23 protein-coding genes are annotated in these 15,582 nt (G+C 50.7%); 15 read left to right on the top strand and 8 right to left on the bottom strand.

Features of this window, described 5'->3' with window-relative positions:
• Positions 1-9: 9 nt before the first annotated feature.
• The 7 genes from VSR74_RS23320 to VSR74_RS13500 all read right to left on the bottom strand — a co-directional run bounded on the left by VSR74_RS23320 (position 10) and on the right by VSR74_RS13500 (position 2,542).
• A complete protein-coding gene (locus tag VSR74_RS23320) occupies positions 10-231 on the bottom strand; it encodes a ParE family toxin-like protein (RefSeq protein WP_459349924.1) in 222 nt (73 codons plus the stop codon).
• Positions 203-415, bottom strand: a complete 213-nt coding sequence (locus tag VSR74_RS13475; RefSeq protein ID WP_023150192.1) for a hypothetical protein — start codon at positions 413-415, stop codon at positions 203-205. The genes VSR74_RS23320 and VSR74_RS13475 overlap by 29 nt, the downstream gene beginning before the upstream one ends.
• Entirely contained in the window at positions 408-773 is a 366-nt protein-coding gene (locus tag VSR74_RS13480) for a hypothetical protein (RefSeq protein ID WP_347795191.1), read from the bottom strand. Before VSR74_RS13480 ends, VSR74_RS13475 begins: the two co-directional genes overlap by 8 nt.
• Positions 774-998, bottom strand: a complete 225-nt coding sequence (locus tag VSR74_RS13485) for a hypothetical protein (protein WP_347795192.1) — start codon at positions 996-998, stop codon at positions 774-776.
• Between the two features lie 173 nt (positions 999-1,171).
• Positions 1,172-1,366 carry a hypothetical protein gene (locus tag VSR74_RS13490; RefSeq protein WP_347795193.1) on the bottom strand — a complete coding sequence of 65 codons (195 nt, stop codon included), beginning with the start codon at positions 1,364-1,366 and terminating at the stop codon, positions 1,172-1,174.
• Positions 1,356-1,676 (bottom strand): hypothetical protein, encoded by a 321-nt coding sequence (locus VSR74_RS13495; RefSeq protein WP_279794376.1) that lies wholly within the window; start codon positions 1,674-1,676, stop codon positions 1,356-1,358. Before VSR74_RS13495 ends, VSR74_RS13490 begins: the two co-directional genes overlap by 11 nt.
• A gap of 164 nt (positions 1,677-1,840) precedes the next feature.
• Positions 1,841-2,542 carry a LexA family protein gene (locus VSR74_RS13500; protein WP_347795194.1) on the bottom strand — a complete coding sequence of 234 codons (702 nt, stop codon included), beginning with the start codon at positions 2,540-2,542 and terminating at the stop codon, positions 1,841-1,843.
• A gap of 92 nt (positions 2,543-2,634) precedes the next feature.
• Here VSR74_RS13500 and VSR74_RS13505 point away from each other — a divergent pair, with 92 nt between their 5' ends.
• The 14 genes from VSR74_RS13505 to VSR74_RS13570 all read left to right on the top strand — a co-directional run bounded on the left by VSR74_RS13505 (position 2,635) and on the right by VSR74_RS13570 (position 13,447).
• Positions 2,635-2,841, top strand: coding sequence for a Cro/CI family transcriptional regulator (locus VSR74_RS13505; protein WP_060569205.1), 207 nt, complete (start codon positions 2,635-2,637; stop codon positions 2,839-2,841).
• Positions 2,825-3,136: a hypothetical protein gene (locus tag VSR74_RS13510; protein WP_060569206.1), complete on the top strand. Its 312-nt coding sequence runs from the start codon at positions 2,825-2,827 to the stop codon at positions 3,134-3,136. Before VSR74_RS13505 ends, VSR74_RS13510 begins: the two co-directional genes overlap by 17 nt.
• 414 nt (positions 3,137-3,550) lie before the next feature.
• Entirely contained in the window at positions 3,551-5,167 is a 1,617-nt protein-coding gene (locus tag VSR74_RS13515) for a DEAD/DEAH box helicase (RefSeq protein WP_063132038.1), read from the top strand.
• Positions 5,164-6,138 carry a toprim domain-containing protein gene (locus tag VSR74_RS13520; protein ID WP_347795195.1) on the top strand — a complete coding sequence of 325 codons (975 nt, stop codon included), beginning with the start codon at positions 5,164-5,166 and terminating at the stop codon, positions 6,136-6,138. The genes VSR74_RS13515 and VSR74_RS13520 overlap by 4 nt, the downstream gene beginning before the upstream one ends.
• A complete protein-coding gene (locus tag VSR74_RS13525; protein ID WP_347795196.1) occupies positions 6,138-6,998 on the top strand; it encodes a helix-turn-helix domain-containing protein in 861 nt (286 codons plus the stop codon). The genes VSR74_RS13520 and VSR74_RS13525 overlap by 1 nt, the downstream gene beginning before the upstream one ends.
• The gene (locus VSR74_RS13530; protein ID WP_191185421.1) at positions 6,995-7,798 is read left to right on the top strand and encodes an antitermination protein Q; all 804 of its coding nucleotides are present in this window, start codon (positions 6,995-6,997) and stop codon (positions 7,796-7,798) included. Before VSR74_RS13525 ends, VSR74_RS13530 begins: the two co-directional genes overlap by 4 nt.
• A gap of 303 nt (positions 7,799-8,101) precedes the next feature.
• Positions 8,102-8,653: a motility associated factor glycosyltransferase family protein gene (locus tag VSR74_RS13535; protein WP_347795197.1), complete on the top strand. Its 552-nt coding sequence runs from the start codon at positions 8,102-8,104 to the stop codon at positions 8,651-8,653.
• Positions 8,647-9,588, top strand: a complete 942-nt coding sequence (locus tag VSR74_RS13540) for a hypothetical protein (RefSeq protein WP_153681770.1) — start codon at positions 8,647-8,649, stop codon at positions 9,586-9,588. The genes VSR74_RS13535 and VSR74_RS13540 overlap by 7 nt, the downstream gene beginning before the upstream one ends.
• On the top strand, positions 9,494-10,108 hold the full coding sequence (locus VSR74_RS13545) for a methyltransferase domain-containing protein (protein WP_347795198.1): 615 nt from the start codon (positions 9,494-9,496) through the stop codon (positions 10,106-10,108). The genes VSR74_RS13540 and VSR74_RS13545 overlap by 95 nt, the downstream gene beginning before the upstream one ends.
• Positions 10,109-10,151: 43 nt before the next feature.
• Positions 10,152-10,469, top strand: coding sequence for a hypothetical protein (locus VSR74_RS13550; RefSeq protein WP_347795199.1), 318 nt, complete (start codon positions 10,152-10,154; stop codon positions 10,467-10,469).
• Positions 10,459-10,977, top strand: coding sequence for a lysozyme (locus VSR74_RS13555; RefSeq protein ID WP_047343654.1), 519 nt, complete (start codon positions 10,459-10,461; stop codon positions 10,975-10,977). Before VSR74_RS13550 ends, VSR74_RS13555 begins: the two co-directional genes overlap by 11 nt.
• The gene (locus VSR74_RS13560; RefSeq protein ID WP_047343653.1) at positions 10,974-11,519 is read left to right on the top strand and encodes a hypothetical protein; all 546 of its coding nucleotides are present in this window, start codon (positions 10,974-10,976) and stop codon (positions 11,517-11,519) included. The genes VSR74_RS13555 and VSR74_RS13560 overlap by 4 nt, the downstream gene beginning before the upstream one ends.
• 76 nt (positions 11,520-11,595) lie before the next feature.
• Complete coding sequence (locus VSR74_RS13565) at positions 11,596-12,600, top strand: tyrosine-type recombinase/integrase (RefSeq protein WP_135942603.1); 1,005 nt, start codon at positions 11,596-11,598, stop codon at positions 12,598-12,600.
• A gap of 244 nt (positions 12,601-12,844) precedes the next feature.
• Positions 12,845-13,447, top strand: coding sequence for a hypothetical protein (locus tag VSR74_RS13570; protein ID WP_219247224.1), 603 nt, complete (start codon positions 12,845-12,847; stop codon positions 13,445-13,447).
• Between the two features lie 237 nt (positions 13,448-13,684).
• Here VSR74_RS13570 and VSR74_RS13575 read toward each other — a convergent pair whose 3' ends face one another.
• On the bottom strand, positions 13,685-13,879 hold the full coding sequence (locus tag VSR74_RS13575; RefSeq protein WP_045269837.1) for a YegP family protein: 195 nt from the start codon (positions 13,877-13,879) through the stop codon (positions 13,685-13,687).
• Between the two features lie 85 nt (positions 13,880-13,964).
• Between VSR74_RS13575 and VSR74_RS13580 the strand changes: the two genes are divergently transcribed.
• Positions 13,965-15,581 (top strand): TerL protein, encoded by a 1,617-nt coding sequence (locus VSR74_RS13580; RefSeq protein ID WP_246966010.1) that lies wholly within the window; start codon positions 13,965-13,967, stop codon positions 15,579-15,581.
• Position 15,582 lies beyond the last annotated feature (1 nt).

A 15,582-nucleotide genomic window follows, 5' to 3' on the forward strand; every position in this document is an offset into this window, starting at 1 on the left:
AGAATGCTTTCATTTTCTGTCCTTCAGTTTGCTGTATCGTTCATGGCTCATTACTTCCCAGTTCTGGCCGCCGTCTCGGGACAGCAGCCGCCAGCGGTGATTAACCCTCAGGCTCAGGTTTCCGGAGCCGTGCATACGGCAGGGATGAATTCGTCTGGCTCTGAACTGGCGGAGGACATGGACCGCCTGCAGGTGCACCCACTCAGGAATTCGTATCGCTGTCAGGGCCATTGTCCTTCTCTCCTGCAGGTGGGGTGATCGTGTAACCGGCGCGTTCAGCCATCCATAAAAAAGTCTCCAGCGATGCTGTAACCTCGCCGTTCTGAACCGGGCGCGCGTGGATAACTTTCCCGTTCTCGATTGTCAGCACGATATTTACTGGTTCGTGCGTGATGATTGGTGTCTGATCACTCATGGCTTGTCTCCGCTGTGACTGATTTTTGTTTCTTGGCAAACTCGACCAGCTCAGCAATGAGATCGTCGATTAATGCCTTTCCGCTTTCTGTCAGGAACTCACCGCTGCCATTCACATCTACGGCGTTGCTGTAAATTCCTCTGATGGCTTTTACGCCGTCAATATTCCCGTATTCACTGAGAGCCAGCTTTTCGAATCGTCTCAACAGACCATCAAACAGTATTTCTGTTAATTCGACGGTGTTTATTCCCCCCTTAGGCATATTAATAATGATGCAGGTGCTTCCGGTTTTACGCTGGTGGCGTAATAACGCAGCCTTTAAAATTCGTCGGCGATACGTATTGATTAAATTATCCATTTAACACACCTTTCTTTGTGCATCTTCATTTGCTAATACGATCCTTTCCTCTTCCTCTGTCCAGCTATATACCGACCCGGCAAGGTCATAAGCCAGACCTAAAAGGCCGTCAAGTTGATGGCAGTCAAAATCCTTATGGTGAGCGTGAATTGTTTGCATGAGGAAGTTAAGTTGTTCAGCTTTAATATTCACACCTTGCACGTCTTGGCGATCTTGTGTTGACATGATTTATCTCCCGTATGCTTTCCTAAGATATAAATTCGCGATATCCCAGTAACCAGCTGAACAAAATAACTTTGCAGTCTTAAAGGCGTTGATGTTTATCATGGTTTTTCCTAAAAAAGTGTATGGAATCCCCGCAGCAATAAAGCTGTTATTTATTTAGGAATCTTAAAAAACTAAGCGTTGGATCTACTGGCTTGCTCTTCAATTAACCAGGCACAAACATCCCCGGTTAACTTGCTTAATAAAGATGCAATGGCCTCGATTTCTGAATCATCCATTTTATTTGGATATGCCTCCATCATTAGGCAGATTATTTCTGCCTGATGAGCTTTTTCTTTTGCTTGTTCTAATGAGAATTCATGAGCCATGATTACCATCCTTTAATCCGGAAAGGTATGATGCTGCTTGAGAAATTTTATTTGTCGCCATTCCAATTTCAGCAAGGTCAGCGATGATACAGGAAAGGTTTAATATCTTTTCTTTGCTGGTTTCTTTATCTTCAGCAATGGAAAAAATGTTTAAGCTAATATGGTTTATAGCTTCAAAGATAGACACTGTTTTAGTATCGCAATCTGATGCAATATCTCCATAATCAATACTTGAACAATCTTTGCTGTAGCGAAAATCTGGAATATCAACAAGCTGATATAATTTTTTGATTGTAGGGTTAGTCGTCATCTCACTAGCTCCGTTATTTGCCGATGAAATGAATAATACTAGATGTTTTAGTATCCGCAATACTAAAAGTATAGTTTTGTGTTGGTTGAATGCTTACTTGTTGAAATGTAAAGAAATAAAAAAAGCCTATCGAGAGGACAGGCTTTGTACTGTTAGTAGCTAAATCAGAGCCACATCATAGCTTGAACAACGACACCGATGATCCTGCAATTGCCGTTGATTGGGATGAGAGGATACTGAGGATTCAATGGCTTGAGGTAAGTTTTTCCAGCGTCGATTACAAGCTTTTTAAATGTCGCTTCGTTAGCGTCGGTAAGCTTGGCAACAACTAAACTCCCATTGATTGGTTCTTTTCCTGTGTCGACTAAAACGTACATGCCTTCAGGTATGCTCATACCAACAGGAGAAGTCATTGAGTCTCCCTGGACTTTTAACCAGAACCCTTGACCTTCAATGTGTGCATCGGAATCGTACCATTCATCAATGTCTTTGAGTGTGTACGGTTCTATAGCCTCACACCATGCTCCTGCACTTACCCAGCTAATAAGCGGGTATGTCCCTCGCGGCTTGGCCGGGCCATGATAAGTAACGTTTGATACCTGAGATAACAGCTCAGCCTCTTTAGCAAGAGCGGGGCTGAAACTCGAAATCGGCTCATGAAGCAGTTTCGCAAACTTTGCTGCAACTGGAAGATTCAGTGGGTTTCGCCCATTCAGGTAGTGACCGATCGCACCTTGAGATATGTCCAGTTCGTCAGCCATATCAGCCTGCGTGATCCCTAACTCTTTTTTCTTCGAGTCATACAAAGCTTTTAGACGCGTTGCGTCTTGAAGCTGCTCTGTGGTCAATCTGCTTTTCTTTTCCATGGCCTGATTTAATACCAAAAGTTTGATTATGTCTCCTACCTATAGTACCCTTCATTTTAATACTTTTAGTAGTATTTAATCGTAGAGGACGTATGAACCAGATTACTCTTAAGGAATACGTGAAAGAGCACGGCCAGGTAAGAGCTGGCGCGGCGCTCGGAGTAACGCAAATTGCCATAAGCAAAGCATTAAGAGCCGGTCGGGAAATCTTTGTTGTGATTTCTGAAGAAGGGACTGTTTCAGCTTTTGAAAACAAAGCATTCCCATCTAAGCGGCGAAGCGATGAAACCAGAGCCTGAGTTACTCAGCATCTTACCTTCCGATTTCAGCCAAGCGGATGCCGAGTGGATTAAGCAACAGTTACTAAGCCTGACACCAACTGCACGACAAAAAGCTATCCAGCGTTATGCCGCAGTGTATCAGGAGACTTTCGAGGCTGAACCCGTTTCCTACCGCAAGGAGAACCGGGCAAGGCATGAAGCAAACACAAGGCTTCGCCTGTTTGTGAGAAATCAAGGCAGAGCTTTACAGGGGTATACCGCCGAACCTCCCCTGGCTGGATCGCAATCGCGCTCCTCATTGTTTCGGGTTTAAAGGTACCCGAACAGAAGCAGGCTTAAAGGTGCCTGTTCAGGTTGGCAACCAACTGACCCAATTCCTCATATGTACTAGGTAAGTAGTACGTTTTTATGGGGAAGAGGGAAAGGGGGGTAAGGGGGGATTGGGTGTAGGGGCAGGAATAGGGTCTTTTCCAACAGGAGAGATCCATTGGTTAAGTAGATCACTGTCTTAAGGGCGCAATTTAAAAAAAACGCTCGTATCAGCAAGGTAGTACAAAGCGCCCAGGCGTTGAGAAACGAAAAGGGTTCTTCCTGGAAGAGTGATTTTTCAGAGGAGCTGAATTAGAAGGGGGGCTGGCAGCCTTTGGGGAGGCCACCAGCCATGTGAGGGGGAATCCATGAAAACCGCATCACGAAATTATTATCTCATCAGCACGGGAGCAGCACAATGGAGCTGACGATCACGCCGAATTTTGCACAGGAACGAGCGCTAAACATGTTGCGCCGTGATTGGAAGGCAAACGACACCTTCATGGTGTATTCGCCAACCGGTAGCGGTAAAACGGGTTTGGCCGCCTTCATCGTTGCCGGGTTTGTCAGCCGTGGTATGCGCGTCCTGTTCTGTGCACCGTACACCATCCTGATCGGTCAGACGGCTAATCGGTTCGTGGAGTATGGATTACCGGGGGATGAAATCGGTTATATCTGGGCGGATCACCCGAACTACGATCCGGACCGGAAAATTCAGATTGCCAGCGCCGACACGCTTATTCGTCGTGTTTTTCCTGAAAATATTGATCTGCTGATTATCGACGAAGCACACCTGCGTAAAAAGCGCATCCTGAAGGATATCGAACGTCTGCGCGGCAAAGGCGTAAAGGTGATTGGCCTGTCGGGTACTCCGTTTTCCCCGTTCCTGGGCAAATACTATGACCGACTGATTAAACCGACCACCATCGGCGAGTTAATCCAGCGTGGCGATCTGAGTAAATACGAATTTTACGCGCCAACTAAGCCGGATCTGAAAGGAGTTAAAACCAAAGCATCGCTTGAGTACGGGAGCGATTACAACGAAACGCAGCTGGCTGAAATCATGTGCGGCTCTACGCTGGTGGGCGACATCGTACAGAACTGGCTGGAGAATGGCCGGGATCTGCCTACCATCGCTTTCTGTGTCAACGTAGCCCACGCCAATTACCTGACAATCCAGTTTAACTTGGCGGGTGTTAACGCTGAGGTTATGACCGCCGACACTCCAGTGGATGAACGCCAGACCATCATTCACCGCTTTGAAACCGGTGCAACGAAAATCATCGTTAGTGTGGGCGTTCTGGTGGCCGGCTTCGATAGTGACGTTCGTTGCATCATCTACGCCAGGCCAACAAAAAGCGAAATTCGCTGGCTGCAGGCGCTCGGGCGTGGCCTGCGCACCGCACCGGGTAAAGAGTCCTGCCTCATCTTCGATCATAGCGGTACCGTGCACCGTTTGGGTTACCCGGACTCAATCGAGTACGACGATCTTCCCGGTAAGTCTGACGGCATGGAGGAAAGCGCGCGCCGCGCAGCTGAGGAACGGGCCGAAAAACTGCCACATGAATGCTCTCAATGCCATTACATGAAGCCAGCTGGCGTCTATGTATGCCCGAAATGTGGGCATAAGCCGCTGGGCGGTGAGGACGTCGATACCGACACCGGCCGCAAACTCAAAAAGCTGGGTAAAAACCAGCATCAGCCCACTAAGGCAGAGAAACAGGCCTGGTGGAGTCAGATCAAATTCTATCAACGCCAGCGCGTATCGCAGGGGAAAAAGCCCGTCAGCGATGGCTGGTGCGCAAATACCTTTCGCGAACGGTTTGACGAGTGGCCTAACGGGTTGAGCGATTTCCCGATGGAGATCACTCCGACCGTCTCTAATTTCATCCGGCACAAATTGATTGCGTATGCGAAAGGGCAGGAGAAGGCCAAGCGCCTGCAGGAGGCATCAGGCACGGCAGCACCATCCTCAGTACAGCAAGCACAGAAAGCGATTAGCGATATCAAACAGCAGTTAGGAAAACGAGCATGAAGACGGCAGAAGCGGCAAAAGGTCAATGGGCAATGATTTTTGAGCACTTCGGGTTACCTCCCATTAATGCCAGAAATCACTTTAAAGGCGAGTGTCCGGTATGTGGTGCGCGGGGAAAGCTGCGTATTGATGACCGGGACGGCCGGGGAACATGGATCTGTACCTGCGGCAGCGGTGACGGAATGAAGCTTGTCACTCTGACACAAGGGAAGCCATTCAATGAAATTTGCAGGGAAATAGACCAGCTGATTGGTAATAACTTTACCCGCGAAGCCTTCCCGCGCACTTCAGATGCAGTAAGCGCCCGAGATCGGGTTCTGTCCAAATTTACGAAACTGGTCAACCTGAAAGGAACTACCGGGGCGGATTATCTGCAGGCCAGGGGAATTTATCAGCTCCCACAAGAGGCGGTGAAGTTCAATGATAAACAACGCTACGGCGGTAAGGTTTACCAGTGTCTGTATTCACTCGCAACTGACGACAAAGGCGAGCTTTGCTATTTGCACAGAACTTTACTGGACGGCAATCAGAAAGCCCAACTAAGGGATTCTGCCGGAGCGAAGCGCCAGAAATCTCTTCAGGACGAAAGCTATCTGGATCATGCCCGTTCCGTCGCTATTCGCATGTTCCCGGTAGCGACGACCCTCGGAATTGCCGAGGGTATCGAAACGGCTCTTTCCTGCAAGCAGCTGTACAACGTTAACACCTGGGCCACCATGACCAGCGGATTCATGAAGAAATTCCGTGTTCCTGCAGGTGTGAAAAATTTGATTATTTTCGCAGATCGAGACGTAAACAGCGCCACCGGATTGGCTGCGGCCACGGAATGCGCCCATGCCAACTTACTGGCAAAAAATGACCTGGAAAAAATCAGCATCTACTACCCGGATAACGGGGATTTTAACGACATGCTCATGAACGGCGATCAGGTTCGTGAGGTGGTTTTCTTCAAGAAAAAGGCGGCTGCGTAATGCGTACTGATAACAACGAACATAAAGCACTATTCACCATCCCGACGGCAGCGCACAGCTCCGCCCTCGCAAACATCAAGCCTCTGCCCGAGCAACGGAGAATCACCGGGCATAAGCAAACTGACGCTTATCTTTGGGTGCTGGAGGTGATCCGTCTGAACGAACCCGCACATCTGGACGCAGCCGAAGCCGCACTGGAGAAAATTGAAATCTCCCCAAAAGAGGCCGAGGAACGTTACGCGCGTTATTTGCTGGCGAATGGTGGCGATCCTTTCCAGGTCGCTTTCGGTACCATCGGTATGGATAACCCGGCACGGGCAATCAGGAACGCCCGGGAGGACATTAAAAAAGCAGCATCAGTCAGGGCCACGTTCGGCAGCTATGAGGCAGCTCTCGAAGATGTGGAGGCCGAGCGAGTAATCAAGTCTTCCCCGAAATTTATCGACGATCACTTTTGGGGATGGACTCCGGCCGAGAAGAAAGCTGGCAGCATTAACGGCAGCCGTATGAACGAAATTGATGAACAGCGCCGGGCATTTGTTGAAGGCTATCGTGATGTACTGCCAGAGCCCAATACGCTTTCTGACGTTGTTCGTGAGTTTGTTTACTGGGACTGGCTCTACAGCGTTCGTCACACTGCAACTAAAGAACAGGGCTATGAATTTGGTTACTCCGAGCATCACGAATCCGTATATGGCCGCGAGCGCTACCTTGAAAAATTGCTGGAAACCATCAAACCCGTGACGCGAGCTGAAGCTATCGAGGTATGTCGCTGGTTCCTTGAAAGTGAAAAGGGGCAATACATGGAGAACCACGGCGCAGCGGTGATTCTTAACCTGGTAGGGGAGTGTGAAGAATGAAACTGGAGGCATCACTAAAACACTTTAGCCCTCAGGGAATGCACATCAGCGACGACGTGAAAGGAACCTCTCCGGAGCGTATCACCGGCACTGATGTTATGGCGGCCATTGGTACCACCAGCAGCCGAGCGCGGTTTGGTCTGGCTGCCTTCTTTGGTAAGACCGGGATCAGCAAAAGCGATGAGCAGCTGGCAGTACAGGCTCTGGCGCGTCATGCAATGGAATCAGCGCCCAGGAATGTACGTAAAGCAGCAGCAGGCGAATTTGGCTGGTGTATGCTGACGCTGGCACAATTCGCCTTTGCTGAATACTCCCGTTCAGCGGAAACCAGCGTGACGTGTCACAGCTGCAGCGGCAGCGGATTAACCTCTCAGTATGAGGATGTGATCAAACATCCTGGAGTCTTCAACTCTGACGGAATGGAAATCGTACCACCGAAAATCAAGCACGAACTGGTCAAGCGTAAATGCGCGGCATGTAACGGTAAAGGTGAGCTGCTGGCCCGATGCCGTTGCGGCGGTAAAGGTGAGGTACTCGACCGCAAAGCCACAAGCGAGCGCGGCGCGCCGGTGTTTAAAACCTGCGAGCGCTGCAGCGGAAATGGATTTTCTGGGGTGCCGTCTACTGCAGCCTATAAAGCGATACTGAAGCGAGTCCCGGATTTGCACGTCAGAACGTGGACACGTAACTGGAAACCGTTTCTGGAGGGACTTGTCGACGTCTGCTACAGAGAAGAACAAAAAGCAGACTCCGCGTTTCAGGACGCAACGAGCTTTCGTGATGATGTGAACAAAATTTAGCAAATTAGCCACGTTAAGCTTGATTTTGTCCGAACTTGTCATGTATGCTTCAAATCGTAGGTTATTGCGCCTACACGAAATCAAACCCGCCTCCGAGCGGGTTTTTTTATGGCCGTAACAGGGAAGAGCATTGGGCTTATGGGCGTTCTGCGTCGAGGGCCACCCTTCGGGGGAAAGAGTGATGATAACCCGTCACAGTAGGCTCAGTGCTCTCCCCGTTACGGTTAATTGCAGTCCTCAGAGACAAGCCGAAGATAAGCATCGGCAACCGTAACCAATTACTCCCGAACCAGGTCAACACGAATGAATACATTCATCATTTGTGCATCCGGCCCGTCTCTCAATAAATCAGATTGCGAACTGATCTCCGGATCGGGGCTGCCGGTTATTGCTGTTAACTCCACCTGGCGAGCCGTGCCTGATTGTGAATACATTTACGCGGGTGATCTGCGCTGGTGGGATGCAAACATCGATGTTCTGCCGTCCTCCGTCTCTCGCTGGACCTGTAATTACCGGGCTCATAAACGCTATGGGCTAAATCTGTTTGATACAGACACCCGGTGGGCCTTCAACTCCGGGCAGCGCTCAATTCTGTTTGCTGCCAGCCAGGGGGCGAAAAACATCATCCTGTTAGGGTTTGACTGCTCCATTAATGGCGGTAGTCACTGGCATGGTGATCACTTCGGACTGGATAACCCTACAGCTGAGAGTGTTACGCGATGGCGCGGGGAGTTTGCCAATACCGCCAGAGCGCTGACCGGTAAGGTGAATATTATCAACAGTAGCCGCCAGACAGCGCTTAAGTGCTTCCGGCGTCTCGGCCTCAATGAGGCTTTACGCGAGGTAGCATGTTAAACGTCCCTCTATTCATTGAAGGCATGCTGGGCATGGGTGACAACATCTACCAGCGTGCTTTCGTTAAGCAGTTGCCCGCTGGTACTTATATCCGGACAGCCTGGCCCGAACTGTATGAAGATTTGCCCGTTCTGCCCGTTCGCAGTTTTACAACGCTCCGCACGCAGCGAAAAAACGAGTACCGGACGCAGGCCGCTTTTCACCTGCCGCCAGATATGCGCCAGACAAAACGGATTTTCTACGGTCCGGATCATCTTCGGCGCGGTTCAATATTTGACGCGATGCGCCAGCAGTTTGGCACCGAGCCGTCTGAACTTGATTTGCCCTCTTACGGACCCGCTGAATTTACGTCTGAAAAGCCGATCGCGGTAATTCGTCCGGCAACTGTTCGCAGTGAATGGCGCAGTGATTCCCGTAATCCTGATCCAGATTACCTACTGCAGGCATCCCGATTACTGAGAAAGCATTTTTGCGTAATCAGTGTGGCTGACCTGCAGGAGGGGGAGGAGTGGTCAGTCGGTGAACTTCCCGAAGCGGATCTGCGCATGCACTCCGGCCAGCTCAACTTCAAATCACTGATGCGCCTTATTGAACATGCCGCCGTGGTTGTTACGCCGGTGGGCTGGGCGCTTCCTGCTGCTATTGCCTATAAAACGCCAGTGTACGTCGTCGCTGGTGGGAGAGGCGGCCACAATGCACCGGAAATCGTAACCGATCCGGCGATGGACCTCTCCCGGGTTGGCTGGGCAATTCCCGACAATTACTGCCGCTGTGAAGCATGGGATCACCACTGCGACAAGCGGATTTCAAATTTCTCCGATAAATTCGAGGCCTGGCTCCATGAAGTCGTTTTATCAGGAACTGGAAAGCGGGCTGGTATTTTTACCGGAGCTCGGGATCGGACGTTATCCCGTTCCGGCATCACGCCCGTATGACGAGCAGTATTTCGCAAAGTATCAGCAGCTGGCTGACACCGAAACGGGCAGAGCCTTAACGCAATCCCGTATTGAACTGGTGGATCGCCATTTTCACGGCCCTGTTCTCGACGTTGGTATCGGTGCTGGTCAGTTCGTCGCTACCCGACCGGGAACGCTTGGGTATGACGTTAATCCGGCTGGTATCGCCTGGCTGAACGAGCGGGGCGCATTCGCTGACCTCTACGCCAACAAGTGGCGAGCTCTTACGATGTGGGATGTACTGGAGCACATTGACGAGCCGGAACTGGCGGTACAGCAGGCCAGCGAATATGTGTTTTTGTCGATCCCGATTTTCACTGATGCCGGAGACATTCTCCGCTCCCATCATTTCAGAAAGAACGAGCATATCTGGTATTTCACTGATGAAGGTATCAGGCGCTGGTTTGCAGAGCAGGGCTTCACCTGCGCAGAGCAAAACACAATCGAATGCCAGTTAGGGCGTAAAGGCGTCGCGTCGTACGCTTTCCGCAAAATTTAACTTCTTTTTTTAACACACAGCACCCCGGACCCGGAGGTGTGGAATGCATCGTATGAATGACCAGTCAGGTAATGTAATTACCCAGTTTTTCGCGTGGCTGGCAGCTGTATCAGCGGCTCTGGGATTTTCAACCCAGGACATGGTTTTCATGTTTTTCGGTCTGATTGGCGTACTTCTTTCTCTGGCCTCTTTTATATCCGGTCGGCTTGACGCCAGAAAACTCCATAAAGAGGACCAGCGCCGCACTCAGTTGCTGGAAAAATATTTTGATGATGCCCGAAAGCTACCTCCTGCGGATCGTCCGGCAAGCGTCACGGTTGTTACAGATGCCATTAACAGGATAAACGCAAATGCAAAATAAAAAGGCAGGTGCTGCGGGTATTGTTTGTTCAGTTGCTGCGATCATCGCGATAGTGCTCGGTAACGGGCATGTTCGAACCAATGAGCGCGGACTTGAGCTCATCGGTAACGCGGAGTCATGTCGTCGTGATCCTTATGTTTGCCCCGCTGGTGTGCTCACCGATGGCATGGGAAACACCCACGGCGTTAAACCCGGCACAGTTAAAAACGACCAGCAGATCGCGGCGGAATGGGAAAAAAATATCCTCGATGCTGAATCATGCGTTAATCGGTATGCCAATGGCAGAAATCTGTCTGATGATACTTTCAGCGCTGTAGTATCGGTCACGTTCCGCGCCGGGTGCGGCAATATGCGGAGCTCGACAATGTTCTCCCTTTTTCGAAAAGGTGACCTTAAGGCGGCGTGCTACCAATTCCCTCGCTGGGTTTACGGTGGCGGTCGGGTTCTTCCTGGGCTGGTTACTCGCGCAGGTAAAGAAGAGGCTCTCTGCTTGGACGGTCTGAAATGATCACCTTTGCGGATATCAAAGCCGCATGGCGTTCGATAGCGCTGGTGGCCGTGGTGATTATTATTGCGGTGTTGTGCATCCTGCTGGCAAACAGTCGATCTGACGTCGCTACGCTGAAGAGTGATAACGACGTTCTGCGCAGTGACAACACCCTGCAGGGGACGGTTATCGCTGCTCAGGCTTTCAATTTCAACCGGTTTAACCAGGTGGCCGATAACGCCAGCCGGCTTAACTCACTGATTGATGCCAGTACCGATAAAACTGTTATCCAATACCGGGAGATCCTCCGCCGTGAAAAGACCTGCGATCTGCCTGTTCCTGCTGATGTCGCTGGTGGGCTGCTCAGCTACGCGAACAGTTTACGTGCCAGCGCAATGCTCACCGATTCCGGGAACGCTGACGCAGCCGGTGATAGCACCACTACCGCCAGCGCGCTGACCTATTGCCAGGCTGTTCTCTGGATCAAGCCGCTGCTGGCCGCTATCGAAAAAGCGAATAATCAGCTGGCTGGAATACGCCAGATCGAGAAGGACAGGCAATGATTATTGCCAGCATGACATTACAAAAGCCATTCACTGAGTGGCTTTGATAATGTTTTTTGAGTGAGGATTGTTCAGCATGGCTTCGATAAAAGAATCCACTGATGCCATTGGACAATCAAAATATTACGTCCACTGGAAGGATGAAAAATCCGGTCATGGACGCCGCCGCATTTTTAAGAATATTGATGATGCCGCTCATCTTTTCTGGCAAAAACAGAATATCGAGCTGGATTGTCGAACTGCCAGCTGGACCGGAATAGACCATTCCTGGACTTTCCGAAAGTTAATTCTGTTTTATCTGGGGTATCAGGCCGGCAAGCTGGAAAAAAATATCATTCGGTTGTCGTCATATACGAAATGCCGTCACGATCTACTCGCTGTAGACGGGCCGATACTGGAAAAAAATATTCTCCATATCAGCCATCGCGATATCGTTGATTCGGTACGCACCGGCTGCCATCGCTGGATTCGCTCGGCTTTCTTCCTGCTGGTGGAAAAGCGGCTCATCACTTTTAACCCTGTTGACCGTCCCGCGCGCCGGAAGCGTCGACCCATCACCATACCGCCATCATCATCGGTCAGAGAGCTACTGAACAACGCGCCAGTTCGTGAGCGTATCGCGTGCTGGCTCGGGATTTGTGGCTTGCGCATCGGTGAGGCTCTGGCGGTTACTTATAACGACGTGTCAGCCGACTGGATCGACATCCGGGGGCATGTTGTTGACGGCGTTATACATGAGGGGCTGAAAAGAGGTGTGGAGCGCCGGGTAAGGATGCCGCGTGAGCTTTTCGCGTTGCTGGATAAAAGTAAACTCGGTACCTCTGAGCCTCTTATCTGCAACCAGTTTACCGGCGCATGCCTCGCTACCAGCTACGGCACTCAGGGCGTTCTCGTCAGAACCCTGAACGACTATGGCATTAAACGATTCCATCATCTTCGCCACTTTGCTGTATCTCGCCTGGCAAACAAAGGCGTCGATATTCTGAAGGTTTCCCGACTTATTGGGCATTCGAACATCAAAACCACAATGGACGTTTACGGTCACCTGTTCGGTGAAGTGGTGGAGATGGATTTGGACTGAGTTATCCACATAGTGGAAATATTAGGGCGATCCACTATCTCCCCATTCTGCGCGGCCTCCGGGCATCAAATCGCAGTTTTCCCGAAAAAAAGGATATGCCGCATTTTTACCCCCTCTGATATGCCGCACTTGGCACCAGAGAGGACGCGGCCTGCACGCCAGAATTTACCGCGTGATACGCCGCACCCGGATCGGAGAAATTGGATTTTGAACAAAAAATAATCACATTGACTTAGGCGGAAGTATGGCTCCTAAAAAAAGCTTCAGAAAAGCCTACGTCGGTATCGTTATGGACATGGCATTAGCCCGTAGCAAAATCAGCAATCGGATGGTTGCTCAGCGCTTAGGTGTGGACGAGACGACGATCCGTCGCTGGCGTAAAGAGAATATCGAGTTTGAGCGCGCTTTCACTGAGGCTCGCGAAGCTCTCAGAGAGAAAATAAACCGCGTCGCCGGTAAGAGTCTGGACGTTCGTAAACGGAAGGTTGTCACCACATCGCCGGATGGTGTGAAAACCACGATTGAAGATGTGCTGCCCACGCACAACGATATTGCTGTTTTCTCAAAGGTGCTCGGTCTTGGTACCAGCGTCTATAGCGAGGAAGAACGTCAGCGTGATGTGCTTCGCGAGGTGATGAAACACAAGGTGGCCGGGAAATACTCCGCGCTGGAGGCGGCGCAGCTGCTTGAGGCTGAGGGGGTAAAAGTTCCGGCAACCCTGCTTATGGAGCTGGGAGCACCGAAGATTTTCGAATCGTTCAAAAATATGGACGAGGCAGCCAAAGCCGACGCGGCGAACCTGACCCCGCAGGAAGCAGCAGATATCTACAAAAAATACCTGGGCTGAAAATTGCAAAAACAGGCGTTTCGAACCGTAAAAACGCTATGCACTTTTTGACCCGTTTTATGCACGTTTTATTCATCCCGATTTGACCACTTTTCTGTTCAAAACACAGGCTTCACGCCGTTTGCGTGATGGGAGCTGTTGCGCCAGTGCGGGTAACGACCATTATGTTAAATCGGGCCGTTTTTGATGAAATTATCTTGTAAAAGGGGCCTGCCAGCCCCTGAGGAAAAAACGAGCTTAAAAACCAGAGTTATCGCGAACTGGGGCCGTTGGGGCGTTGGTCTTGACTGACTGAATCCCGTTTAATGCAGCTTGTTTGCTTGAGTACATTTCACTCTGAGCGATAGTTTCGCCATTAGCCGCTTTGAGAACAAAGAAGTATTTCTGGCTAAGCAAGGTGTTACCGCTTTTCTTGAGTTCAAAATATCCCATTTCATATTTCCTGTTGAACCGTCGGTCGACGGCTAAATCAGTATGGAAGTATTGCAGAAATAAAAATCACTACCGGATCAAAATTATGCCGTTGCCGTTCCCCTTTGACTTCCGCAAACCGGACTATACCGCCGTGTTTGAGTGGAGAATGGAGAGGCTGGAGCGGATCAGGAAAGCGCCTGAAATGCTTCCGGCACTCCGTGAGTTTTACCGCACTAACCCGGCCCAGTTCATCATCGACTGGGGCATGACGACGGACCCGCGTAACCTCGATTATGGCCTGCCTGCCACCATCCCGTTTTTGCTGTTCCCCCGCCAGGAGGAATGGATTAACTGGATCATGGACAGGCGCGCCAGTCTTGAGCATGGACTGACAGAAAAAAGCCGCGAAATGGGGCTGAGCTGGACCTCTATCGGTCTGGCCTGTTCGCTTTGCCTGTTCAACAAAGAAATGGTGATAGGGTTCGGTTCCCGTAAAGAGGAATATGTCGACAGTACCGGCGACCCGAAAGCACTGTTCTGGAAAGCGCGTAAGTTTGTCGAGCTGCTGCCGGTAGAGTTTCGCGGTTCATGGAGTGACAAAAAACATGCTCCTTACATGCGCGTGGAGTTCCCGGAAACGGGCGCGGTCATTAAGGGAGAGGCTGGCGATAACATTGGCCGTGGTGACCGTACCACACTTTATTTCGTGGATGAGTCGGCATTCCTCAAACGGCCATTACTCATCGATGCTGCGCTCTCTCAGACGACCCGCTGCCGTATAGACCTCTCATCCGTCAACGGCATGAATAACCCGTTTGCCCGTAAGCGCCACAGCGGAAATATCCCGGTGTTTACGTTCCACTGGCGCAGCGACCCGCGCAAGGATGATGAGTGGTACCGCAACGAATGTCTGAAAATAGATGATCCGATTATCGTTGCTCAGGAACTGGACTTGAACTACAGCGCATCCACAGAGGGGATTCTCATTCCTTCCGAATGGGTGCAGGCCGCCGTCGACGCACATATCAAACTGGGGATTCAGCCCAGCGGCCAGCGCCTCGGCGCAATGGATATCGCAGACGAAGGGAAAGACAAAAACGGCTTTTCTTGCCGCTATGGCTTCCTTCTGCAGAACGTTCACGAATGGTCTGGCATCGGCAGCGACATCTACGCCTCTGTCGTTAAATCGTTTGGGTACTGTGACGATTACGGTCTGGATGAGTTCCGTTTCGATGAGGACGGTCTGGGTGCTGGTGCGCGTGGTGATGCTCGCGTGATAAACGAGCTCAGACAGGCTGAAGGCCGGGGAACAATCACAGCTACGCCTTTCCGTGGTAGCGGTAGCGTATTCGATCCGGAAGATGAAGCCGTTCCTGGTGATAACGGTAAAGCGGCGCGCCTGAATAAAGACTTCTTCGCGAACGCGAAAGCACAGAGCTGGTGGCATCTTCGTAAGCTGTTTCGGAACACCTTCCGCGCGCTGAACGGGATGGACTACAACCCCGACGAAATCATTTCTATAAGCAGCGAGATAGAAAATATTGACCGCCTGCTGATGGAGCTTTCACAGCCTACGTGGTCGAAAAACGCCGTCGGTAAAATCCTCGTGGATAAACAGCCGGAAGGTACAAAATCGCCGAACCTCGCCGACGCCGTAATGATTAACTACGCGCCGATGGATTCCTCTCTTGATAATTGGGCCAAACTGGCCGGAGCGTGAC

This window comes from Pseudocitrobacter cyperus, from assembly GCF_039889165.1.
Lineage (GTDB): Bacteria > Pseudomonadota > Gammaproteobacteria > Enterobacterales > Enterobacteriaceae > Pseudocitrobacter > Pseudocitrobacter cyperus.